We start from the raw sequence: 22,763 nt of genomic DNA, 5'->3' as shown, positions 1-22,763 counted from the left end.
GCCGGGACGCCCGGCCCCGTCCCTTCCTCCGCCGTCGCCGTCCGTCTTGACCTTCGCTCTGCGAGGCGCCGCGCCCGGCCGAGAGCCGGGTCCTTGAGGGCTTCGGCCTGGAGGCCCCCTGACCGGGGAGGCCGGAAGCGGCCCCGGTGTGTTCCGTGGCAGGTGGCGACCGTCGGTGACATTCCCATCACCGCAGCGCCACATCACTTCGGGCCGGATAGCGCTGACAATTCCCCGGTGGCCGGGGTGCGGTCCGGAGTCCGAGCGGGTCCAGGCGGATCCGAGCGGGTCCGGGTAGGTCCGGGTGGTCTGGGCGGCCGAGGAGCGCGGTGGGCGGAGAGGAGGCCGGGTGGGGCGGAGTCGTTCGGGTGCGGTTCCCCGGCCGCGGGGGCAGGGCGAGGGGGCCTGGGTGAGCGGCGGGCCGCTCCGGGTCGAGGCGCTGCGCAAGGCCTTCCCCGGCACGGTGGCGCTGGACTCGGTCGACTTCGAGGTGCGCGCCGGAGAGGTGCACGTCCTGCTGGGGGAGAACGGCGCCGGGAAGAGCACCCTGGTCAAGGTGGTCTGCGGGGTGGTCCGCCCGGACGGCGGGCGGGTGCTGGTCGGCGGGCGCGAGGTGCGGATCCGCGGGGCGCGGGACGCCGAGCGGCTCGGCATCGCCGCCGTGCACCAGGAGTTCGCCCTGGTCCCCGACCTCACCGTGGCGGAGAACGTCCTCCTGGGGCGGCAGCCGACCCGGTTCGGCCTCATCGACCGGAAGCGGATGGAGGCCCGCGCCGAGGAGCTGCTGCACCGGGTCGGCGCGCCGGTCTCCCCCCGGGACCGGGTGCGCGGGCTGGGCGTGGCCCGGCTCCAGCTGGTGGAGATCGCCCGGGCGCTGGCCGCCGACGCCCGCGTGCTGGTCCTGGACGAGCCGACCGCCGCGCTCACCGGGGAGGAGGCCGAACGGCTGTTCGGCGTGGTGCGGCGGCTGCGCGGGGAGGGCGCCGGGATCGTCTTCATCACCCACCACCTGGAGGAGATCCCGGTCATCGGCGACCGGGTCACCGTGCTGCGGGACGGCCGCTCCGTCGCCGAGGTGCCCGCCACCGCCCCCGAGGACGAGCTGGTCCGGCTGATGGTGGGGCGCGGCGTCGGCCGGCCGCGACCGCGCGCCCGCCCGGAGACCGGGGAGCCGCTGCTCGCGGTGCGCGGCCTGACCCGCCGCGGCGCCTTCCGCGGCGTCGGCTTCGAGGTGCGCGCCGGCGAGGTGGTCGGCCTGGCCGGCCTGGTCGGCGCGGGCCGCACCGAGGTGGTCCGGGCCGTGTTCGGCGCCGACCGCTACGACGCGGGGACCGTGGAGGCCTGCGGCCGGCCGCTGCCCGGGAACGACGTGGCCGCGGCGGTGCGCGCCGGGCTCGGCCTGGTGCCCGAGGACCGCGCCGCCCAGGGGCTGCTCCCCGACGCGTCGGTGGCGGACAACCTGGTCCTGGCCGCGCTCGGTTCGGCGTCCCGGGGCGGGTTCGTCGACCGCGCCCGGCTGCGCGCCGCCGCCGCGCGCACCGCCGCGCGGCTGGACGTCCGGATGGCCGGGCCGGACCAGCCGGTCCGCACGCTCTCCGGCGGCAACCAGCAGAAGGTCGTGATCGGCCGGTGGCTGCTGGCCGACACCCGGGTGCTCATCCTGGACGAGCCGACGCGCGGCGTGGACGTCGGCGCCAAGGCCGAGATCCACCGGATCATCGCCGAGCTGGCCGCGTCCGGCCGCGCGGTGCTGCTGGTCTCCAGCGACCTGCCCGAGGTGCTCGCGGTGAGCGACCGGGTCCTCGTCATGGCGCGGGGCCGGGTCGCCGGCGAGCTCGCCGCCGCCGAGGCCACCCGGGACGCGGTGCTGGCCCTCGCCGTGGCGGCGGACCCGGGCGCCCCGCCGGGCGGCGGAGCCGACGACGAAGGGGAGGACGCCCATGGCCGCTGACCAGCCCGGAGGGGGCGCGGGGCGCGCCTGGCGCTCCGCCGGCCGGCTGCTGCTGGACAACGGCGCGCTGAGCGCCCTGGTGGTGCTGGCGGCCGGGCTTTCGCTGCTCTCCGGGGACTTCCTGACCCCGCAGAACCTGCTCAACGTCGGCGTCCAGGCGGCGGTCACCGCGGTCCTGGCGTTCGGCGTCACCTTCGTCATCGTCTCGGCCGGCATCGACCTGTCGGTGGGCTCGGTGGCCGCGCTCTCCGCGGTGGTGCTGGCCTGGACCGCGACCACCGCCGGGCTCCCGGTCTGGCTGGCGGTGCCGGCCGCCGCGGCCACCGGCACCGGCTGCGGCCTGGTCAGCGGCGCGCTCATCGGCTACGGCCGGCTGCCGCCGTTCGTCGCCACGCTCGCCATGCTCTCGGTCGCCCGCGGGCTGGCGCTGGTCGTCTCGGACGGCGGCCCGGCCGCGCTGCCCGACCCCGTCTCGGCGCTGGGCGACACGATCGGCGGGGTGCTGCCCGCCCCCGTCCTGGTGATGGCGGTGATGGGGCTGGCCGCCGCCGTGGTGCTGAACCGCACCCGCCTGGGCCGGGCGATGTACGCGATCGGCGGGAACGAGGAGGCCGCCCGGCTGGCCGGCATCCGGGTGGAGCGCCGCAAGCTCGCCCTCTACGCGCTGTCCGGGCTGTTCGCCGCGGTCGCCGGGGTGCTCTTCGCGTCCCGGCTGGCCTCGGCCCAGCCGCAGGCGATGCAGGGCTACGAGCTGGACGCGATCGCCGCCGTGGTGATCGGCGGCGCCAGCCTGTCCGGCGGGGTGGGCACCGCGGCGGGCACCCTGGTCGGCGCGCTGATCCTGGCGGTGCTCCGGAACGGCCTCAACCTGCTGTCGGTCTCCCCGTTCTGGCAGCAGGTGGTGATCGGCGCGGTCATCGCGCTGGCGGTGCTCTTCGACACGGTGCGGCGGCGGTCCGGTGCGGTGCCCGGCGGGTCCGGCGGGCCGGGCGGGCGGCGCTCGGCGGCGGTGCGGCTGGGCGTCGCCGCGGTCTGCGTCGCGGTCGCGGCCGGCTCGGTGTCGCTGCTGTCCCCCGGGCCGACCGCCCCCGCGGTGCGGGTGGGCATGTCGCTGTCCAGCCTGGAGAACCCGTTCTTCGTGCAGATGCGGGACGGCGCGCAGGCCGAGGCGGACGCGGCCGGGGTCGAGCTGGTGGTGGCCGACGCCCAGGACGACGCGTCCCGCCAGGCCGACCAGGTGCAGGACTTCATCGGCACGGGGGTGGGGGCGGTGGTGGTCAACCCGGTGGACTCGGCGGCGCTGGGGCCGGCGGTGCGCGGCGCGAACGAGGCGGGGGTGCCGGTGGTCGCCGCGGACCGGGCGGTGGACGGCGCGGAGACCGCGGCGTTCGTCGCCTCGGACAACGTGGAGGGCGGCCGGCTCGCGGCGCGGGCGCTGGCCGAGCGGCTCGGCGGCGAGGGGCGGATCGCGGTGCTCAACGGCACCCCGGGCACCTCGGCGAGCCGGGAGCGCGGCGAGGGGTTCCGCGAGGGCATCGCCGCCTACCCGGGCATCGAGGTGGTCGCCGAGCAGCCCGCCGGCTTCGAGCGGGGCGAGGGCCTGGACGTGATGACCGACATCCTGCAGGCCCACGGCGACCTGGACGGGGTGTTCGCGGAGAACGACGAGATGGCGCTGGGCGCCGCCAAGGCCCTGGAGGACCGGGGCGGCGCCGAGGTGCCGGTGGTCGGCTTCGACGGCTCGCCGGAGGCGCTGGAGGCGGTCCGGGACGGGACGCTGTACGCCTCGGTGGCCCAGCGCCCGGAGGAGATCGGCCGGGCCGCGGTGCGCGCCGCGGTGCGGGCCGCCCGCGGCGAGGAGGCCGGCACCGAGCCGGTGCCGGTGGCGGTGGTCACCGCGGAGGACGTCGGCGAGTTCTCCTGAGCGCCTCCGAGCGCCTCCCGCGCCGGGGATCCCCGATGGCCTCGACGCTGAGGGGGCAGAGCGCTCCGGCCCCCTCCAGCGCCGAGGCCGTCGCAGGGTGGCGGCGGGGGTCAGCCGTCCGAGGCCGGGCCCCCGGCGGCCAGCGCCCCGTCGGCCAGGTCGCGGACCACGCCGGTGAGCACCGCCAGGCCGGCGAGCAGGTCCTCGTCGGTGGTGTACTCGCCGACGTTGTGCGAGACGCCCTCGACCGAGGGGACGAAGAGCATCACGGTCGGCACGATGCCCTTCATGTTGGTCGAGTCGTGCCCGGCGACGGTCATGATCTCGTCCGCGGGCAGGCCGAGGCGGGCCGCGGTCCGGCGGGCCAGCTCCACGCCCTCCGGCTGGTAGGGGTCGATGCCCCAGGCGTGCGAGAGGGTCCGCTCGATGGAGACGTCCGCGGTCCGCTCGATCTCCGCGAAACGCTCGTTGAGCAGCCCGTCGGCCGCGGCGAGCACCTCCTCGTCGGCGGAGCGCAGGTCGAGCAGGAGCCGGGCCCGGGAGGCGACGACGACCGGCGAGTTCGGGTAGACGTCCAGCTGCCCGACGGCGGTGTGCAGCGCGCCGGGGAACCGGTCGGCCAGCTCGCGGGCGTAGGCGACCAGCAGGGCCGCGCCGTAGAGGGCGTCGCGCCGGTCCGCCATCACGGTCGCGCCGGAGTGCGCCTGGTCGCCGTGCACGGTGATCTCGTACTTGCGGGCCGCCCAGCTCGCCGTGACCAGGCCGATCCGCGTACCGGCCTGCTCCAGCAGCCGGCCCTGCTCGATGTGGATCTCGGCGCAGAACGCGGCCTCTGGGCCGTCGTCCTCGCCGAGGAAGCCGGTCGGGGCGAGCGCCTCGGCGACGGAGACCCCGTCCCGGTCGCGGACGGCCAGCGCGGTCTCCAGCGGCATCTTCCCGGTGTAGACCGAGCTGCCCATCATCGACGGGACGAACCGGGAGCCCTCCTCGTTGAACCAGTTCACCACGGCGAGGTTGAACCGGGGCTCGGCGTCCTCGCGCCGCCACTCCTCGGCGATGCGGAACACCGCGTGCGCGCCGGCCAGCACCCCGTAGGCGCCGTCGTAGCGGCCCGCGGTGGGCTGGGAGTCCATGTGCGAGCCGACCACCACGTAGGGGGCGCCGGGAACCCGTTCCACCAGCCCGAACTGGTTGCCGATCCGGTCGTAGGCCACCCGCAGGCCGCGCGACTCCAGCAGGCCGGCGAACCAGCGCCGCTGCGCGATGTCGGGCCCGGTCGCGGCCTGCCGGTCGACGCCGCCGTCGGGCGTGGCCCCGAACGAGCTCATCGCGGCGAAGTCGGCGAGGAACGCGGCGTCCGCCTCGGCGCGCTGCGGGGTGTCCATGGGTGTCCTCCTCGGAAGGGTCGGCTGACGGGAGGCCGGGGCGCCGTTCCGGGACCGGCCGGCGCGGGCGCGGCGGCCCCTACCAGCCTCTCCGCAGCGGCGCCGGGACCGCAATCGGCATTCGCACACCGTTCGCGGACCCGCATGTGCACACGCACACCGGGGCCCCTGGCGGTCCGCGCCGCGCGTCGGCGAGACTGGGCCGGTGAGCGTCCCCCCGATCATCGCCGAAACCGCCTGGACCGGCGGTTTCTACCAGCTCTACGTGGAGCCCGAGGGCCCCGTCGGCGAGGGGCGGCTGCAGCGGCTGCTGACCGCTCTCTGGGCGTCCGCCCCGGTCGATGGGTGCTTCGCCGAGCCCTACGGGGCGGATCGCGCCCTGCGGGAGGCGCCGTGCACGGTGCGGGAGCTGCGGAAGGCCCGGCGGCTGGTCGGGACCGTCCTGCTGCCCGGAGGGCGGCGGGTCCCGTGCGGGTGCGCACTGGCCGGCGGGGAGGACGGCCCTCCCCTGCTCGACCTGTACTTCCCGCTGAGCGCGCTGCACCGGGCCGACCCGCGGGTCGGCGGGTTCCCGTTCGATTCGCGGAGCGGGGCCGAGTCGCTGGAGTGGCGCGCGCCGCTGGACGCCTGGCTGGCCGGGGTCGCGCGCGGGGCGCTCGGCGAGGCCGGTCCGGGGCTCGCGATGATCGGCTTCGAGCTGGAGGGCGCCCCCAGTGAGGAGCTGCGCGGCGGCGCCCCGCCCGCGGACCGGCCGGCCGCGTTCCTGGTCCCCGGGAGCGGCGGCCCGGAGTACGTCCCGGCCACCCGCTGACGGCCGCCCGCACCCGCCCCCACCTCGGCGGCTGGCGCCCGGCCCGCCGGGCGGCTACCGTCGCAGTGCACCGTTTCCACCGTCGATGGCCCGGGCGTGCCGACGAAGCGCCCCGCGATGATGATCTCGATGAACGGTTTCCGCACCGGGGAGGGCGCCTCCCCTTCGGCGTGAGCGCCCCGCGGCTGCGGCCGCGCAAGGAGCTCCGCCGGGAGCGCCGGCGGAAGGCGCACACCTGCTGGGACCATCTGTACGCGGCGCCGCTGTGGCCGATGCACGGGGCCAACCTGGGAACGCTGCTGCGCACCTGCGACGCGGTGGGCGCGTGCCTGGCGGTGCCCCGGTTCCGCTGGGTGCCCGACGCGCTGGACCGGGGGAACACCCTGCGCCGCCCGTCCTGCGTGCACTGGAGCGGCGACCAGGTCCGCTGGCTGGAGCGGATGCGCGAGCGGGGCGCGCGCATCGTCGCCGTCGAGCTGACCGACGAGTCGGTCCGGCTGGCCGACCTGCCGCCCGCGCGCACCCCCACGGTCGCCCTGCTCGGCCACGAGCAGAGCGGCATTCCGCCGGAGGCGCTGGAGCTGGCCGATGCGGCCGTGGAGATCCCCATGGTCGGCACCGGGCACAGCCTCAACGTCGCGGTGGCCGGCTCGCTGGTCCTGTACCGCCTCGCCGGGCTGCTCTGATCCGGGGCGCCCCGGCCCGGCACTCGCCCGAGCCGGTCCATCCGCCCCATATCGCCCGGCCCGGATCGCGGGATCCCCTGCGCCGCAGGCGTTCCGGCATGCCCACCGGCACCCGCGGCAGGCCCCGGAAGGCGGTGCGGATGTGACTCTTGGTGCTGGATCTAAACAGAGATCAGCGAGCGTTTAACTACTGAACGTTTCCGAGCTGTTCGTATCGGTTACTACAGCTGTGGGGAGGCCGACCCGCTCACAGGACCCATACCCGTAAGGGGAGAACCATGCGTACCGCAGCCAAGTTCGCCCTGCCCGCAGTAGTCGCGGCCGGTCTCATCGGCCTGGGCGGGGGCACCGCCTTCGCCGGCGGACACGGACACAGCCACGAAGACTTCACCGCTTGTGTGAAGGACCAGACCGCGCTCGGCCTGATCGCCGTCAACCTGGACGTGCTCACCTACTGCTCCGTCGAGATCGACGACTGATCTTCCGGCGCCTGATTCCGCGGACTGACCTGCCGGTGCCAGGCCGAGCCCTGGCACCGGCTCATCCCGGAGCCGCCGTCCGACCCCTCCTCGGGGCCGGGCGGCGGCCTTTTCCATTCCCGGGACGGCGCACCGCGCTCCGGCGGGCGCCGCCCGGCGGCGGCGTCGGGAACCGGGCCGCCCGGCGGGATCTCTGGAGATATCGCGGAGCCCCGGAACCGGCCGGCCCCGGGCGAACAGCGGGCGAACCGTTTCATTTCAATAACGGCGCCCCCTTTTCCGGACACCCGCCCCCGAAACAGCGGAGCCGCACGCCCGCCGCATACGCGAGCCCGCCGCACACCCCCGCCCTCCGCTCCCCGTCCGCGCAGGTCGGAACGGCCCCGATCGCCCGTGCACCTGCAAACGCCCCCGCCATGGCGGCCATGCATCCTCAAGTGCATCTGCACCGATCACATGCATTCGGCCCGCACGTCCTGTTCCGGTCGATCTCCCAGAGCGCGGTTTAGCCGTTTTTCTCTTAGAAAGCACAGCTCAGACCAGGCGGCAACACCGCGATTCCATTTCCGGACGCCATTAGAGCAGTTGGCGGAATGTCAAAATAGTCCTTCCTTCCCGAGCCGGTTGGGAGGCGGCGGCGTGCAGATCTCCGTGCTGGGTTCGCTCGACGTGACGGTGGACGGGACGGCCGTGGAGGTCTCCGGCAAGGAGATGCTCCTCCTCGTCTCCCTGGCCCTGAGCACGGGCCGGCCGGTCGCCCCCGAGGTGCTCGCGGACCGGCTGTGGGACGGCGCGGTGGGCGGGAGCTGGCGCCCGACCCTGCACACCTACGTCACCCGGCTGCGCCGCCGGCTCGCCGGAGCGGGGGTCCCCCGCTCCCGGATCCGGCAGGCCTCCGGCGGCTACGTCCTCGCCCTGGCCTCGGAGGACGTGGACTGGGCGCGGTTCCAGGAGCTGCGCACCCGGGGGTCCGCGACGCTGGGGCGCGGCGACCGGGACGCGGGGCTCCGGCTCCTGGAGGAGGCCCTCGCCCTGTGGCGGGGCGAGCCGCTCCCCGGGCTGACCGGGCGCTGGATCGAGTCCATCCGGCCGTCCATGCGCGGCGCGCACCAGACGGCCCTGGTCTCCTGGGCGCAGAACTCGCTCCGCGCCGGCCTCGCCGAGCAGGCCGTCGAGCGGCTGGGCGAGGCCTCGTCCGCCTACCCGCTCAACGAGTCCCTCGCCGAGCTGCTGATGCGCGCGCTGCATCAGGCGGGGCGGACCGCCGACGCCCTCGACCACTTCCACCTGGTGCGCGAGCGGCTGGCCGAGACCACCGGCTCCGACCCGCACCCGCGGCTGGTCCGCGCGCACCGGGAGATCCTGCGCAGCCGCCCGGACCCCGCCGGGGGAGGCTCCGCTCCGCCGCCGTCCGGCCCGCCGCCCGCGGAGTCCGGGCCCTCCCTCCGGAGCCCCGCCGCCGTGGCCACCAACCTCCCGCGCGACCTCGCCGACTTCTCCGACCGCACCGCGGAGACCGAGCGGATCCTGGGCGTGCTCACCTCCTCGGCGGTGCCCACCGCCGCCCGGGTCTGCGTGCTCAGCGGCATGCCGGGGGTGGGCAAGACCAGCCTCGCGGTGCACGCCGCGCACCGCCTCGCCGGGGAGTTCCCCGACGGCAGGCTGATGCTGGAGCTGCGCGGCCACCACGAGCACCGGGAGCCGCTGACCCCGTTCGGCGCCCTGGGCGAGCTGCTCCAGCTGGTCGGGGTCGGCCTGCCGGAGGACGAGGGCGCCTCGCTGAACCGGCGGGTGGCGGTGTGGCGGGACTACACCGCCCGCCGCCGGATGCTGATCGTCCTGGACGACGCCGCCGGCGCGGAGCAGGTGCTCCCGCTGCTGCCGGCCGGGGCCGGCTGCGCGGTGCTCGTCACCGGGAGGAACAGCCTGCCCGACATCGACGGTGCCCGGCACATCCGGCTGCAGGTGCCCGCGCCGGGCGACGCGGTCACCGTGTTCACCAGGATGGCCGCCCGGGAGCAGACGTCCGAGGGGGCCGAGACGGCCGCCCGGATCGTGGAGCTCTGCGGCCAGCTGCCGCTGGCGATGCGGCTCATCGCGACCCGCCTGGACACCCGCGCCGACCTGGTCGGGAGCCGCCTCATCGACCGGCTCCGCGCGGCCGGCGACCGGGTCGGCGAGTTCCGCGCGGGCAGCCGCCGCCTCTCCACCGTCTTCGACGTCTCGCTGCGCAGCCTCGGCGGCTCCGCGCAGACCGCCCTGCTCCGCCTGGGCCTGCACCCCTCGCCGGTGGTCGACCGCGACGTCGCCGCCGCGATGGTCGGCCTGGACCCGGCGGAGACCGAGGACGCGCTGGAGGAGCTGGAGGACGCGTCGCTGATCGACACCGACCCCGGCTCCGGCGGCCACCGGCTGCACAGCCTGGTGATGAACCACGCCCACCGCAGGGCCCGCACCGGCCTGCCGCTCGCCGAGCAGCACGCGGTCCGCTCCCGGATGCTCGACGCCTACCTGTCCGTCTGCACCGAGGCCGACCGGCTGCTCTACCCCGACCGGCTCCGCCTGGACCGCTTCGACCGCACGGCCGGGCCGACCGCCCCCTTCCTCCCGCCCCCGCCCCGGGACAAGGCGGCGGCGATGGAGTTGCTGAACCGCCGGCTGCCGGTCGTCCTCGACGTGGTCCACCACTCCGCCCGGACCGACCACGACCGGGAGGCGGCACTCCTCGCCGACACCGTCGCCGAGCACGTCTACGCGCACGGCCCGTGGGAGGCCGCCGTCCCGCTGCACAGCAGATCCCTGGGCATCTGGCGCGGCCGAGGCGACACCGAGGCGGAGGCGCACGCGACCTACCAGCTCTCCCGCGCCTACCTGCGCATGGGCGACCGCGCCAACGCGGAGAGGTGCGCCCGCGAGGCGCTGTCCCTCTGGCAGAACCACGGCGAGGCGACGGGCCTGGCCTGGACCCGGCACCAGCTCGGCCTCATCTCCTTCGTCGGCGGCGACTACCGCACCGCGGCCCGCCTGCACGAAGAGGCCCAGGAGGAGTTCGAGCGGGCGGGTCACAAGCCGGGCATCGCCCTCAGCCTGGACCGCCGGGGCGCCTGCCACTTCCGGGACAGCGACTTCCATGCCGCCATCTCGGCGCATAGTGACGCACTGCGGTTGCAGGAGCAGGAACAGATTTCAAGTACTGCGACCATCATCGATACAAAGATCCACCTAGCTGGAGCTTTTCAAGGGCTCGGTTATCACCGCGAAGCAACCAAGCTCTGCCAGGAAGCACTATGGGCCGCCCAGGAAATCGGCGACCAACGACGCGAAGGGGCAATAGCCACCAATCTGGGCGAAATATCATCCTACAAGGGAGAAACCGGGCGCGCTTTCTCCTTTTTCGGGGCAGCGCTGGACACACTACGCGAGCTGCACGACTTCTGGACCGAGGTCGTAACCTTGACAAACCTCGCCCATCTACACCTAAAGTGCGACGAACTGGATAAGGCTGAAGCCCATTTCAAAGAGAGCTCCCGCCTCTGCGCAACATACGGGACCCCGGGCACCAGCGTCGAGATCCTGATTGGGATGGGCGAAATCGAACTCATCCGCGGCCACCTGGAAAGTGCATACGAGCACTTCACGCGGGCACTCAACGAAGCTGTCCAGGCGGACCTGCGCAGAGAAAGAGGGCTGGCACTCACAGCCCTCGGACGCACTCTAGCCCAAAAGGGGATGAAGGAACGCGCCCAGTCTCGCTTTGAAGCGGCCGAGCGGATCCTATCTGAAATCTCGGCCCCAGAAGCAGTCTATGCGCAAATCTTGATCTACACCCTAGCAAGCCCCTCCGCCTAGGCGGATGCCCGCTACACATTACCCGCATCACGGGTAAACGTTCAGAGCATGGCAAGATCGACATCTCCCACTCATCTCTGGCATGCTTGCCCGTAGTGGATCAGGTTCCTCGCCATGCTCCATGGCGTACTCAGCCTGCCCAACGGGATGGGGCCCCGCACCCACCTTCGAGAGAGCACGAGGCCCCACCCCTGCCCACTATCCAAACTGTTGGTGCACCAAACCCATCAAATGTGCACCTACAGCCGTCGAAAGGATAATGAAATGCCAACCCTAACATGGCGCATCTTCGGCGCCCTGGTCGCTCTCGGCTGGGCCGGCATCTGGAGCGCCTCCCAGCTGACCGGGACCCCTCTGCTCTAACCCGATCACCAGGAAGAAGACGAAGATCTCCAAAAGAGGTCCCACTTCTACCCGAAATCCACATAATTCACAGACGCACAATCTGTCTCTCCAGTTGACATCTCTTTCGGCCACTCCGACACGAATCGGTCCGCGGCTGCGAGAGAGGATGGACCGGGTATGCCCACAAGGCAGAGCCCCGGTCCTGGGAGAACAAGGCGAGGTGAGTGTGCGTGCGCTGGCCAGAAGACCCTCGAAAGGCATCCAACTCTTCGTTTAACAAGGTCAGCGGGGGCCACCATGGCCCCCTCATCCAGGTCGGCACCGTGCACGGAGACGTGCAGAACATCCAGAACTCCGGAGCGATTCCGCAGATGGTGCGCCAGGTGCCGCCGGTCACCCCCCATTTCGTCAATCGCGGCCCCATCCTGGATTCGATGCGGGAGATCGTCGCCCAGGCCGGTGGCGGGCACACCGCCCTGATCTGCCTGTACGGAATGGGCGGAGTGGGGAAGAGCGGCCTGGCCTCGCGTTTCCTCCATGAGCTCCAGTCCGATCAAGACGGAGCCGGCCGGGACGGAAACCTCTTCTACGACCTGCGCGGTTTCTCCCCCGATACGACCGCCAAGCCGAACGATGTGCTGGAAGTGTTCCTCCGCTCCCTTGGCGTTCCTCCCGCCGCCATCCCGCCGGACCTGCCCGCACGGGCCTCCTGGTGGCGGTCGGCAAGCGCCGGAAAGAGCTTCGGAATCCTGCTGGACAACGCTGTCTCCGCAGCTCAGATCCGAAGTCTGTTACCCGGGGAGGGGGCGCACGTCGTGGTGGCGACCGCACGGGCCCGGCTGGCCGGTCTGACCCTCGACGGAGGGCGGCTGCTGCGGGTCGATCCGCTCGACGATACCGCCGCGACGAAGCTCCTACTGGACCTGGCCAGGGCCACTGACGCCGATGCCGAGCCAGACGAGGCGTCCGCCTCCCGGGTGGCCGCGCTGTGCGGCGGACTGCCGATCGCGGTGAACGCAGTGGGCGTGCACGCCGTCGAAGGGCTCACGCTCGCCGACGCCGAAACAGGCCTCACCCAGCACCGAACTCGGCTGTCCGCGTTGAGCAGCGATGAAACGGAGTCGGTCCAGGCCGCCTTCGACTTCTCTTACGACGCCCTGCCTCCGGAGACGGCCCGCGCCTACCGCAGGCTGGGGTGGCATGTCGGTCCGGTCATCACGCTCTCCGTGGTCCGCGGTCTCGTCGGCGGGGGCGGTGCCGAGTGCGCCCGGCTGCTCCGCTCCCTGGTCTCCGCGAGCATGCTCACCGATCTGGGCGGCGGCCGGTACCGCTTCCACGACCTGCTCGCCCTGCACGCGAAGGGCAAGGCGGCCCAGGACGAGCCCGAAAGGCGGGCCGACGCGCTGCGGGAGCTGGCCGAAACCTACGCCCGCGACTCGCTGGCGGCGGACGCCGTGATCCGCCCCTACGCCCAGGCCGACCTGGCGGCGGACGGGGTGGCCCCTCCTTCCGCCCGGTCCGAGCCGGCCCGGTTCGCCGACTCCGACCAGGCACTGAGCTGGCTGGAGGCGGAGCGGGAGAACATCATCGCCGTCGCGGAGTATGCGGCGGAGGCCGGCCTCACATCCTGCACGGTCGCCATCAGCGAAGGCTTCTGGCCGCTGTACCTGCACAAACGTGATGCTTCCGGATGGCTCCGGGTCGGGGATGCGGAACTCCGCATGGACACCGGCACGCGGCTGCGCGGCCGGTTGCTGAGCAAGCGGGGTCTCGCCCTGGGCTTCCTACGCCGTGTAGAGGAGGCGCAGGAGGCGTTCTCGCAGAGCCAGGCCCTCTGGGAGGAGGTCGGCGAACCCGGCAGGGTCGCCCAGGTTCTGCAGCGCAGGGGCCTGCTCGCACTCGGCAAGGAGCGCCCTGACCAGGCCCTCGGTCATCTCCGAAGCGCCTGCGAACTGCAGGAGGAGCTGGGGGTCCGACACGACCGGGGCATCACCCTGCTGGCCATGGGGCGTGCGCTCAACCGGACCGGAGGCGAGGCCGAGGCGGCACCGCTGCTCCGCCGCGCGCTCGGTCTGCTGGAGGGCGGAAAGGACGCCAACCACGCGTTGCGCGCCCGGATCGCCCTGGCCCGCGCAACGGTCGATGAGGACCGCGATCAGGCGCGTGGTGCTCTGGAGGAGGAATTGGAGAAGGCCTCGGAGCGCCGGTTCGAAACCGCCCGCGCCGAGGCCCTGGAGGCGCTCGGCGACCTCGCCGCCCGCGCCGGCGACGCCGAGCGGGCGGTGGGGCACTACTCCGCCACGGTGGAGGTGCTGCGCAAGCTGGGTGCCCGGGAGACCATCGCCGCCGTGCACGAGCGGATGTCCGCGCTGGGCTCCGTCCCCGATTCCGACTCCGGCTGACTCCCGCACGCCGGCGGCTCCCGGGAGCCGCCGGGGCTCCGTCTGTTCCGCACCGCCGGGGCGGTGGCTCGCCCGGGACGCTCCCCGGCCTCGGTGAGGCGGGGGAACGGCGCCTCCCCGGGTGCTCTTCCGCCTGCTCTTCCGTCCGGTGCACGGCCCCCGGCCGCCCGCCCGGGAAGGGGAGCACCCCGGGCGGGCGGCGTTCAAGGGCGGCGCCGCTCAGAGCAGCGCGGGCGGCGGTCCGGCGTTCTTCCACGGGGTGGGCAGGACGCCGGCACGGCGCAGGTGCTCGTCGAGTGCGGTGAAGGCGTCGTCGGCGGCCTGCTGGTTGCGGGCGCGGTCGGCGGTGGTGCGGCCGCGTTCGCAGAGCGCCTCGGAGAGGGCGTCGTAGAGGCCGTCGGCGTGGTCGGTGACCTCGTCGGGGCGGTGGACGCGCGGGTGGAGGACCCGGGAACCGCCCGGCGCGGGGGCCGGTCGGGAGAGCAGGGCGCGCGCGGTGGCCAGCACGGCGGCCAGCCGGGTCAGGTAGGCGCCGGCGTGCGGGCCGGTGAGCAGGACTTCGACGCCGGGCGCCAGGACCAGGGCGGCGCCGTCCGGGTCGGCGTCGACGCGGACCATGCCGGGCCGGGGGTCGCGAACCATCCGGTGCTGCACGGGCCGGGAGAGCGGGGCCGGGGCGTCCCGGGGGCCGGGGGCGGTCATGCGGCTGCCGCCTCTCGGATCATCCGGGCGAGGAGTCGCTGCTCGGATTCGCGGGCCATGGTGGCGGCCCGGGGGTCGACGGCGTAGGCGCGCACGCGCGGGCTGGGGGTGAACTCGGTGAGCGCGGCGTCGAGCAGGTCGGTGGAGGAGGCCGCCACCACGACGCCGTCCTCCACCAGTGAGGTGGCGACGTAGCAGGCGTCCTGGCCGTCCTTGTAGCTCAGGCTCCAGCGGTTCTTGTGGCGCAGGGTGAGGTCGCACAGGGCGGAGTAGTCCGGGATCTGCCACCGGGTGTAGGGCCGGATGGGCGAGGGCTCGGCCTCGCCCCGCACCGCAGGCGCGGGGGCCGGGTCGGGCTCGGGTTCCACCGGCTCCGGCACCGGGGCGGACCTGGGGGCCTGGGCCGATGCGGGTGCGGTGTCGCGGGTGGCGCGGTGGCGTCCGGACGGCCCCCAGGCCGGGAACCGGCAGACGGGCAGCCAGGCCAGGAAGGACAGGAGCAGTGAGAGTCGCATCAGCGATCTCCTAGGAGTAAGGGGCCGCTGGATGAGGGCGGCTGGATGAGTACGCGCCCACATCCTGCTTTTAAAAGTTTCGAATCGCAAGTCCCATGAGAAGATTTGCTGTCCCCAACTTCCAATCAAGGACTTGCGAAATGTCTGTTTCAGGGGCTTCGCCGGTAGGCTCAGCGGCGTCCATCCGGGAGGTCGAGATGAGCAGTCCCTCAGTCAGCCGCCGCCAGCTATCAGCGCAAATGCGAAGGAAGCGCCTCGATGCCGGCATGACGATCGAGCAGGCCGCCGACTCGCTCGAATGGTCGATGACAAAGGTGTCCAACATCGAGACCGGCCGCAGCAAGAAGCCGGCCGTCACCGACATCCGGCTGCTCTTGGACCTCTACCAAGTGCAGGATGAGCGAGAGCGGGAGTCGATCCTCGCCCTCACCCGCCAGTCCCGTGAGCGGGGATGGTGGAACCGCTACGACGACGTGCTCGGCGGCGCCTACGCCTCCCTTGAGGCAGGGGCCAAGAGCGTCCGACTCTTCGAGGCCCAATACATCCCCGGCCTGTTCCAGACAGCTGGGTACGCCGAAGCGATCGCCCAGGCGACGCTGATCCGCGACCCCAACGACATCCAGCGCACCGTTGAGGCTCGCATGCGCCGTCAGGAGATCCTGAAGCGGGAAGATCCGCCGGACGTGTGGGCCATAGTCCATGAGAGCGCGATCGAGATGCTGCGCGCGACGCCGGACTTGTTCTCCTCCCAGGTCGAGCGGCTCATCGACCTGGCGGAGTCGCCGAACAGTGTCACATTGCAGATCCTCCCCCTGTCCGCAGGGCTACACGCAGGCATGGGAGGTCCGTTTGTCATCCTGGATTATGAGGACGCAGCTCAGTCGCTCGTGTTCCTGGAAACCAACACGGATGGCCTCTACCTGGAGAAGCCGCCAGAGGTCGACCGCTACCGCAGATGCTTCGATCGGCTACTCGCCAAGGCGCTCGACCCTGACGACGTCCCCGGCTACCTGCGATCCCTATCCGCTTAGAAAGAACCGCCGACCATGTACTCATCCACAGACGACACGGGACTCCGCTTCCGCAAGTCGAGCTACAGCAACCCGTCCAACTGCGTGGAGGTGGCCGACATCCCCGGAGGGAACGCCGCCGTGCGCGACTCCATGAACCCTTGGGACGGCTACTTCGCCGTTCCGAGCGCCGAATGGGCCGCGTTGCTGGGCGCGGTCAAGACCGGCTCGGTCTGACCAGGGCAGACGGAAGGCCCCCGCCAATGGTGGGGGCCTTCTCGTACTCATCCGCAGAAATCGTACCCTCCGAGACCCCCCGTGCCCCAACTCCTGCCGCTTGGGCGCCCGAGAATGCGAGGGCCGCTCCTCCGGGAAGGTGCCGACCACGATCGGCTCTGAGCGCTGCGCGAACCCCCCGTAAACTCCTGCCATGCCCTCTGACGAAGTGTCGCCCCGCCGCCCCGACGCCGCGAAGATGAGAGCCGCCGACACCGACCGCGAAGCGGTCGCCGAGCGGCTGCGGGACGCCGCGGCCGAGGGCCGGCTCTCCATGGATGAACTGGAGGAGCGGCTGGACGCCGCCTTCTCCGCGAAGACCTTCGCCGACCTGGAGCCGATCGTCGAGGACCTCCCCGAGACGGTGTCCGCCCCGCCCCGGGCCGACGAGCCGCTCGTACTCAAGGCCGCCGGCAGCAACCTGCGGCAGACCGGCTACTGGGTCGCCCCGTCCGAGATCGTCGCCAGCACCGGCATGGGCAACATCAAGCTCGACTTCACCGAGGCCGAGTGCCCGCACAAGACCATGACCGTCAAGGTCTCGGCCGGCATGGGCAACATCGTCGTGGTGGTGCCGCGCGGCTGGGAGATCCAGACACAAGAGATGAGCGCCGGCATGGGCAACGTGGTCAACCGGGCCACCGACCCGCCCGGTCAGGACTCCCGTCTCCTCCGCTTCTCCGGCAACGTCACCATGGGCAACCTCAAGATCCGCTACCCGAGCCGGTTCGAGCTCGCCTGGAAGCGCCGCGCGGCCGCCAAGCGGCAGGCGTAGCACGCAGCGCGCCCCGGCGGTGCGGGCGGGCCGCACGTACTCACCAGGGGGCCGTATCCCTGTATGCCCGGTTCGCGGCGAGGAACGGGGTGGGACGGGGTGGGACGGGGCGCCCTGCGCACCTCCGCGGCAGGCCCGATGACATCTACCAGCGAGTAGTAAGCCCCGGGGACCCCACCACCCCCTCGCCGGTTACCCAGAGTGGCCAAGGCGAGCCCTCTCGGGAGAGCAAAAGCGAAATATCGCCCCCGCCCCTGCCCTTCCCGGCTTCCGGTCCCCACTCCCCGGCCTTCCGAACGCTCGAACCCCCGATCGTCGGCCTGATCAGGGCGATTCAGGCCCCTGGAGGGCCGATCCGGGCCGGGATGCGCGCCCAGGAATCACCGGGGTGCTCTCGCGGTGCGCAGGGCGCCCCACCCCGCCATCACCGTGGGTATTCATCCAGGCCAGGGAGGGGTGTGGTTTCAGTGGTGGCCGGCCCCGACGCCTGGGGCGACGCGGGCACGGCGACCTCGCCGTCCCCGGCCCGCCCCGCCCCTGCCTACTCCGTCGCCGCCGGTCTGAACCTTCACCGACCAGCCGGTCCCCCACTCCCGCCCTCGCCGCCCGCTTGAACCTGTACTCCGCGAGGCGCCGCACCCGGTCGGGGCGCCTCCGTCTCTCGCCCTTCCCCGGGTTCCTCGTTTTCCTCGGTGCAACGGCCGCTTGACGACAAGGCGCTCCGAATACCCCCGCAACGTCGAGATCATCGGGTTTTCGGGAGGAGGGGCGGCCGGGCCGCCCCTCCTCCGCCCTGCCTCCGTCACCTCCAGCGGCCGGTGGTGACGTCCACCGGATGCCGGTCGGTCAAGGCCCGCAGGTCGGCGGCGGTGAGGTGGCCGCGGGACGGGAAGGCCTCGCCGATCGCGTACGAGGCGTGCACGACGGCCTCGGTCAGCGCCCGGGCCGGGTTGCCCGCGGAGAGCCAGGCGTGCAGGAACGACGCGAACAGTACGTCCCCGGCGCCGACCGGGCTGACCACCGGGCGGGGCGGCTCGGTCGCCGCGTGCACCAGCGTCCCGTCGGCCAGCCCCATGCTCGCCCCCTGCTCACCCCGGCCGACCGCCGCGATCGCGCACCCCGGGTACTCGGCGAAGATCCGGCCGATCCACTCCTCCGGCGAGCAGGGCAGCCGCTCGTGCGAGCAGAACACCACGTCGGCGACGTCCAGCCAGTCCGCCCGCCGCGGGTCACCGGCGTCCGCGATCAGCTGGGCGTCCACCGCGACCGGGGCGCCCGACCGGCGGGCCGGTCCGAGCAGCGGCCGGGTGAAGGCCGCCGTGGTCAGCGCCACCAGGTCGGCCCCCTGCACCAGGTGCTCGAAGAGCGGGACAGGGTAGCCGGCCCGGTTGACCGGCTCGTGCCGGGAATAGCTGCGCCGGCGCCCGTCCGGGGCGGACATCGAGACCCCCAGCGACGAGCCGCCGCCGGTCAGGCAGCCGGTGCCGAGCAGCCCGGCCGCGCGCAGCTCGGCCCGGACCGCCTCCCCGGCCGCGTCGGAGCCGATCACGGTGCACAGCTCCACCCTGCCGCCCAGGGCGGCCAGGGCCAGGGCGACGTCGGCCCCGACGCCGCTCACCCCGGCCTCCATCCATTCGGGGAAACAGCCGCGCCCCTCCGGTACGGGGAACCCTTCGACCGGCAGAGCCACCGTGAGGCTGGCGACCCCGGCCACCACGATGCGCGGCGCCTCAGTCATCGTTTCCTCCCCGGGCGGCCTCTTCCGCGGCCGCGCGCAGCGGTGCGGTGCCAGTCTCGGGCAGACGGGATGCCCATGCCGGTTCGGGCAGTTCCAACCACGCGTACAGGAGCCGCCGCATGCGCTCGGCGAACCGTCCGGGCCGGGAGGTGATCCGGGACGCCGCCTCGTCCAGGTATCCGCCCGGACCGCCGGCGGGCGGCGTCTCCAGGAAGGGCAGCACCGGCCCCCGCTCGGGTATCCGCGGCGCCCGCGCCAGCAGGTGCGCCATCGGGGAGCCCGGGTCGACGTCGGCGCCGCCCGCCGCGCCGACCGCGAGCGGGCGGCCGGTCAGGGCCGCGTACAAAGTGGTGGAGCCGTGGTCGCCGATCACCGCGTCGGCCGCGGCAAGCGGCCCGGCGCAGTCGGTCCGCTGGCCCAGCACGATCAGGCCCGAGGCCCTCCAGTCCGCGGTCCAGGCCCGCAGCTGCCAGGCGCCGTGCCCGGCCCACACGTTGGGGTGCATGAGCAGCGCCGCCCGCCACCCGTCGTGCTCCCGGACCTCCTGGGCCAGCCGGGCGACCAGGTCCGGGCGGGCGCCGATCAGCGAGTGCCGCCCCCAGGTGGACAGCACCAGCGCCAGCCGCTCCCCGCCGGCCAGGCCCAGGGCGGAGCGGAACCGCCCGGGCGCGCGGAGCGCCCCGGCCAGCCGGTCGGCCACCGGGTCGCCGACCACCTCGGCGCGGGGCAGCGCCTCCGGGCAGGAGGCCGCGAGCCGCTCCCGCTCGCTCTCGTGCGCCAGTACCAGCGCCGAGGGGACCACCCGGCCGTCGTGCACCAGGCGCTGCCGGTCCAGCCCGAAGGTCTGCCGCGGGGCCGCCGCGGCGCCGGTCAGCGCGGGGGCCATGAACTTGCCGAACCCGGCGCCGTGCGGGAGCAGCACCAGCGGGGCGTGCACCCGCTCGATGCCCCAGTAGCTCGCGGCGAGCGCCAGGTCGAACCGGGTCTGCTCGGCCTGCTCCCAGGGGATCTCGACGCAGTCCAGGTCGGCCAGCCACTCGCGGACGCCCCGGGTGAACACCGACGGCGCCGCGGTGAACACCGCCTGGACCCGGGTGTCGGCCTGGATCAGCGCCACCGCGTCCATCAGCCGCTGGGCGCACGCCACCGAGTGCACCACCACCAGGACCGTCCTGCACCCGGGCCGGGTCACCCACCGCTGCGCGCTCATCCCCACCGGGGTGTGCAGCCAGCGCTCCATCGCCTGCCTCCTCGCCTCAGGGCCCGGCTCCTCGCCGCCGGGCCGACGGGACAGACGGTGCGGGCCGGGACCGGACGGACCGCCGGACGGCGGCCGGGACGGAACGGGCCGGTTCTCTGGACGGGCCCTGGACAGCGACCTGGACAGGGGACGAACGCGCAGGTCGGGGCCGGGGTCGGCGGAGGGCTTCGAGGCGCTCTGTCGTTCTCTCCGCCCCGTTCGCCGAGCGGGGCTGCGGCGGGTACGGCGTCGCCGCGGCGGCGGAGGTGCCGAAGAGGGCGGTGCGGGCGGTGCGGGCGGCGTGGCGCGGCCCGGACCCGCTCTGCCGGCCGGGGGACGGCGCCCGCCGGCCGACAGGGCGTTCCAGCGGGCGCCGGGCGCGGCCGGTTCCGGGACCGGTCGCGGACTCCGAGGCTCGGCCCTCCGGCCGGGTGCCGCCCCGCCGGGCCGGGGCTCCGGGGGCCGGGGCATCCGGAGCCCCGGACCGCCGCTACCCCTCGGCCATCTCCGCGCGGTGCTCGTCGCTGAGTTCGATGATCTGGACGTAGTTGCCGTCCGGGTCGATCGCGGTGCCGAACAGGCTGCCGTCCCGGTCCTCCAGCTCGGCGAGCCACTTCGCGCCGGTGGCGTCGATCCGGGCGGCGACGGCGCGGGCGTCGGGGACGTCGAAGTTGAGGATCACCCGGCCGGGCTCGGGGTTGGCGGGGGCGACGTCGTCGCGGGTGTCGATCAGCAGGTGGAACGGGCCGAACCGGAGCACCCGGTACTGGTCGACCCTGGTGTCCGACGACGGGTCCAGCACCTCGGCGTACCAGGCGTGCAGGCGCTCGGGGTCGGCGCTGGCGAGCAGCATGCCGTCCAGGGCCGGCTTGTCGGGGCGCGTCATCGTGTTCTCCTTCATCGTCGTGTCTTCTTCTCCGGTCCCGTGCGGGGCACGGGGGCCGGGGCCGGCCGGGTGCGGGGTTCACCGCCCGGCCGGGGCCTCCTCCGCGGCGGGAGCGGTGCCGCGGTCGTCTCCGCCGTCCGCTCGGACCGGCGCCTGCGGGCCCGGGCCGAGCAGCCGCCACACCAGCGCTCCGGTCACCGCCACGGCCACGGCGGCCAGGCCGGCCGACAGGTTCATTCCGGCGGTGAACGCTTCCCGAGCCGACCCGAGCAGCTCGGCCGCCTCCGCGGCGGGCAGCCCCTCCGCCGCGGCCGCCGCTCCGGCCAGGGTGTCCCGGGCCTCGTCCGCCGCCGGCCCCTCCGGGACGGCGACCCGGGTCCGGTACAGGGCGGTGACCAGGCTGCCGAGCAGCGCGGTGCCCGCGGCGATGCCGAACTCGCCGCTCGTCTCGGACAGGGACGCCGCCGCGCCCGCCCGCTCGGGCGGGGCCGATCCGGTGACGATCCCGGTGACCAGCGCCGCGCCCGGGACGAGGCCCGTCGCGGCGACCGCCATCCCGGCCACCACCTGGAGCGTCCCGTCGGCGGCGGGCACCTGGGAGAGCAGCAGGAACCCGGCCGCGGCGAGCAGCATGCCGCCGCCGATCACCGCGCCGCGGCCGATCCGGGCCGCGACCCGGGGGGCCAGCAGGGTCCCGGTGATCATCGCGACCGTCGGCGGGACCAGGCACAGCCCGGCCCGCAGCGGCGAGAGCCCGCCCACCAGCTGGAGGTACTGCGCGATGAGCAGGAACATCCCGCCCATCGCCACCGCCCCGACCAGGTTGGCCGCCAGCGCCGTGCTGAACGTGCGGTCGGCGAAGAGGCGCAGGTCGATCAGGGGGTCGTCGAGGCGGAGCTGGCGGCGGACGAAGAGCACGCCGAACAGGGCGCCGAGTGCCACCGCCGCTGCGGGGCCGGACACGGGCCCTCCCGCCGCGGCCTCCTTGATCCCGTACATGGCGGGCAGGATCGCCGCCAGCGACAGGGCGACGCTCACCGGGTCCGGCCGCCCTGCCCGCGGGGCGCGCTGTTCCGGCAGCAGCACCGGGCCGGCGGCCAGCAGCACCGCCATGACCGGCACTCCGAGCAGGAACACCGAGCCCCACCAGAACCAGTTCAGCAGCACCCCGCCCACCAGCGGGCCGAGTGCGGTGCCGCCCATGAAGCAGCTCATCCACACCGAGATCGCCCCGGCCCGCTGCCTCGGGTCGCTGAACATGCCGGTGATCAGCGCGAGCGTGGAGGGCATCAGGGTGGCGCCGGCCACGCCGAGCAGGGTGCGCGCCGCGATGAGCGCCTCCGCGCTGGAGGCGTAGGCGGCGAGCACCGAGGCGGCGCCGAACGCCGCCGATCCGGCGAGCAGCAGCCGGCGGCGGCCGATCCGGTCGCCGAGCGTGCCCATGGTGACGAGGAACCCGGCGATCATGAACCCGTAGACGTCGGTGATCCACAGCAGCTGGGTGCTGGTGGGGCGGAGGTCCGCGGCGAGCTCCGGCAGCGCCAGGTGCAGGACGCTCATGTCGAGCGAGAGCAGCAGGGTGGGCAGGGCGAGCACGGCCAGCCCCGCCCACTCCCGCCGCCCGGCCCTCGTCCGGGCCGCGGGCCCCGCTCCGGCTTCGGTCTCCATCGGCGCACCTCATCGTCGGCGAATGTATGTTCGAACCATTGGACCGGAGCAGAGGGCCGGACTCATCGCGGTTTCTTGTGGCGTGCGTCACACGACGGGACGCCCCGACCGCACCCGGGAC

The 22,763-nt window shown here is 73.8% G+C and carries 17 protein-coding genes; 10 read left to right on the top strand and 7 right to left on the bottom strand.

The window, feature by feature from the left end:
- The first annotated feature begins 409 nt into the window (after window positions 1–409).
- Both D459_RS0118500 and D459_RS0118495 read left to right on the top strand, forming a co-directional pair.
- Window positions 410–1,951: a sugar ABC transporter ATP-binding protein gene (locus D459_RS0118500; RefSeq protein ID WP_017594495.1), complete on the top strand. Its 1,542-nt coding sequence runs from the start codon at window positions 410–412 to the stop codon at window positions 1,949–1,951.
- Window positions 1,941–3,875, top strand: coding sequence for an ABC transporter permease/substrate-binding protein (locus tag D459_RS0118495; protein ID WP_017594494.1), 1,935 nt, complete (start codon window positions 1,941–1,943; stop codon window positions 3,873–3,875). Before D459_RS0118500 ends, D459_RS0118495 begins: the two co-directional genes overlap by 11 nt.
- A 110-nt stretch (window positions 3,876–3,985) precedes the next feature.
- On the opposite strand, the gene D459_RS0118490 is transcribed toward D459_RS0118495, so the two are convergent.
- Window positions 3,986–5,260: a M20 family metallo-hydrolase gene (locus D459_RS0118490; protein ID WP_017594493.1), complete on the bottom strand. Its 1,275-nt coding sequence runs from the start codon at window positions 5,258–5,260 to the stop codon at window positions 3,986–3,988.
- A gap of 205 nt (window positions 5,261–5,465) precedes the next feature.
- Between D459_RS0118490 and D459_RS33765 the strand changes: the two genes are divergently transcribed.
- The 5 genes from D459_RS33765 to D459_RS0118460 all read left to right on the top strand — a co-directional run bounded on the left by D459_RS33765 (window position 5,466) and on the right by D459_RS0118460 (window position 13,832).
- On the top strand, window positions 5,466–6,071 hold the full coding sequence (locus tag D459_RS33765) for a hypothetical protein (protein ID WP_017594492.1): 606 nt from the start codon (window positions 5,466–5,468) through the stop codon (window positions 6,069–6,071).
- A 170-nt stretch (window positions 6,072–6,241) separates the two neighbouring features.
- On the top strand, window positions 6,242–6,757 hold the full coding sequence (locus D459_RS0118480; RefSeq protein ID WP_017594491.1) for a TrmH family RNA methyltransferase: 516 nt from the start codon (window positions 6,242–6,244) through the stop codon (window positions 6,755–6,757).
- A gap of 278 nt (window positions 6,758–7,035) precedes the next feature.
- Window positions 7,036–7,236, top strand: a complete 201-nt coding sequence (locus D459_RS34505) for a hypothetical protein (RefSeq protein WP_081620613.1) — start codon at window positions 7,036–7,038, stop codon at window positions 7,234–7,236.
- 639 nt (window positions 7,237–7,875) lie between these two features.
- Complete coding sequence (locus D459_RS0118470; RefSeq protein ID WP_017594490.1) at window positions 7,876–11,085, top strand: AfsR/SARP family transcriptional regulator; 3,210 nt, start codon at window positions 7,876–7,878, stop codon at window positions 11,083–11,085.
- A gap of 680 nt (window positions 11,086–11,765) precedes the next feature.
- Window positions 11,766–13,832: a tetratricopeptide repeat protein gene (locus D459_RS0118460; protein WP_017594488.1), complete on the top strand. Its 2,067-nt coding sequence runs from the start codon at window positions 11,766–11,768 to the stop codon at window positions 13,830–13,832.
- 219 nt (window positions 13,833–14,051) lie between these two features.
- Here the strand turns inward: D459_RS0118460 and D459_RS36985 are convergent, their stop codons facing one another.
- The gene (locus tag D459_RS36985) at window positions 14,052–14,534 is read right to left on the bottom strand and encodes a hypothetical protein (protein WP_017594487.1); all 483 of its coding nucleotides are present in this window, start codon (window positions 14,532–14,534) and stop codon (window positions 14,052–14,054) included.
- Window positions 14,531–15,049, bottom strand: coding sequence for a hypothetical protein (locus D459_RS33760; protein ID WP_017594486.1), 519 nt, complete (start codon window positions 15,047–15,049; stop codon window positions 14,531–14,533). Before D459_RS33760 ends, D459_RS36985 begins: the two co-directional genes overlap by 4 nt.
- 140 nt (window positions 15,050–15,189) lie before the next feature.
- Here D459_RS33760 and D459_RS0118440 point away from each other — a divergent pair, with 140 nt between their 5' ends.
- From D459_RS0118440 to D459_RS0118430, 3 genes are all read left to right on the top strand, one after another.
- Window positions 15,190–16,080 (top strand): helix-turn-helix domain-containing protein, encoded by an 891-nt coding sequence (locus D459_RS0118440; RefSeq protein WP_338044431.1) that lies wholly within the window; start codon window positions 15,190–15,192, stop codon window positions 16,078–16,080.
- Between the two features lie 15 nt (window positions 16,081–16,095).
- Window positions 16,096–16,296 carry a DUF397 domain-containing protein gene (locus D459_RS0118435; protein WP_017594484.1) on the top strand — a complete coding sequence of 67 codons (201 nt, stop codon included), beginning with the start codon at window positions 16,096–16,098 and terminating at the stop codon, window positions 16,294–16,296.
- A 193-nt stretch (window positions 16,297–16,489) separates the two neighbouring features.
- Window positions 16,490–17,110, top strand: coding sequence for a DUF1707 domain-containing protein (locus D459_RS0118430; RefSeq protein ID WP_206540785.1), 621 nt, complete (start codon window positions 16,490–16,492; stop codon window positions 17,108–17,110).
- An 802-nt stretch (window positions 17,111–17,912) separates the two neighbouring features.
- Here the strand turns inward: D459_RS0118430 and D459_RS0118425 are convergent.
- The 4 genes from D459_RS0118425 to D459_RS0118410 all read right to left on the bottom strand — a co-directional run bounded on the left by D459_RS0118425 (window position 17,913) and on the right by D459_RS0118410 (window position 22,642).
- Window positions 17,913–18,848 carry a carbohydrate kinase family protein gene (locus D459_RS0118425; RefSeq protein WP_017594482.1) on the bottom strand — a complete coding sequence of 312 codons (936 nt, stop codon included), beginning with the start codon at window positions 18,846–18,848 and terminating at the stop codon, window positions 17,913–17,915.
- Window positions 18,841–20,088: a glycosyltransferase family protein gene (locus tag D459_RS36180; RefSeq protein ID WP_017594481.1), complete on the bottom strand. Its 1,248-nt coding sequence runs from the start codon at window positions 20,086–20,088 to the stop codon at window positions 18,841–18,843. The genes D459_RS0118425 and D459_RS36180 overlap by 8 nt, the downstream gene beginning before the upstream one ends.
- Window positions 20,089–20,578: 490 nt before the next feature.
- Window positions 20,579–20,989, bottom strand: a complete 411-nt coding sequence (locus D459_RS0118415; RefSeq protein ID WP_017594480.1) for a VOC family protein — start codon at window positions 20,987–20,989, stop codon at window positions 20,579–20,581.
- Window positions 20,990–21,052: 63 nt separating this feature from the next.
- Window positions 21,053–22,642: an MFS transporter gene (locus tag D459_RS0118410; RefSeq protein ID WP_017594479.1), complete on the bottom strand. Its 1,590-nt coding sequence runs from the start codon at window positions 22,640–22,642 to the stop codon at window positions 21,053–21,055.
- Window positions 22,643–22,763: the final 121 nt, after the last annotated feature.

Origin of the sequence: Nocardiopsis potens DSM 45234 (assembly GCF_000341105.1) — a bacterium.
Lineage (GTDB): Bacteria > Actinomycetota > Actinomycetes > Streptosporangiales > Streptosporangiaceae > Nocardiopsis_A > Nocardiopsis_A potens.
This window is presented reverse-complemented; position numbering and strand designations above follow the sequence as displayed.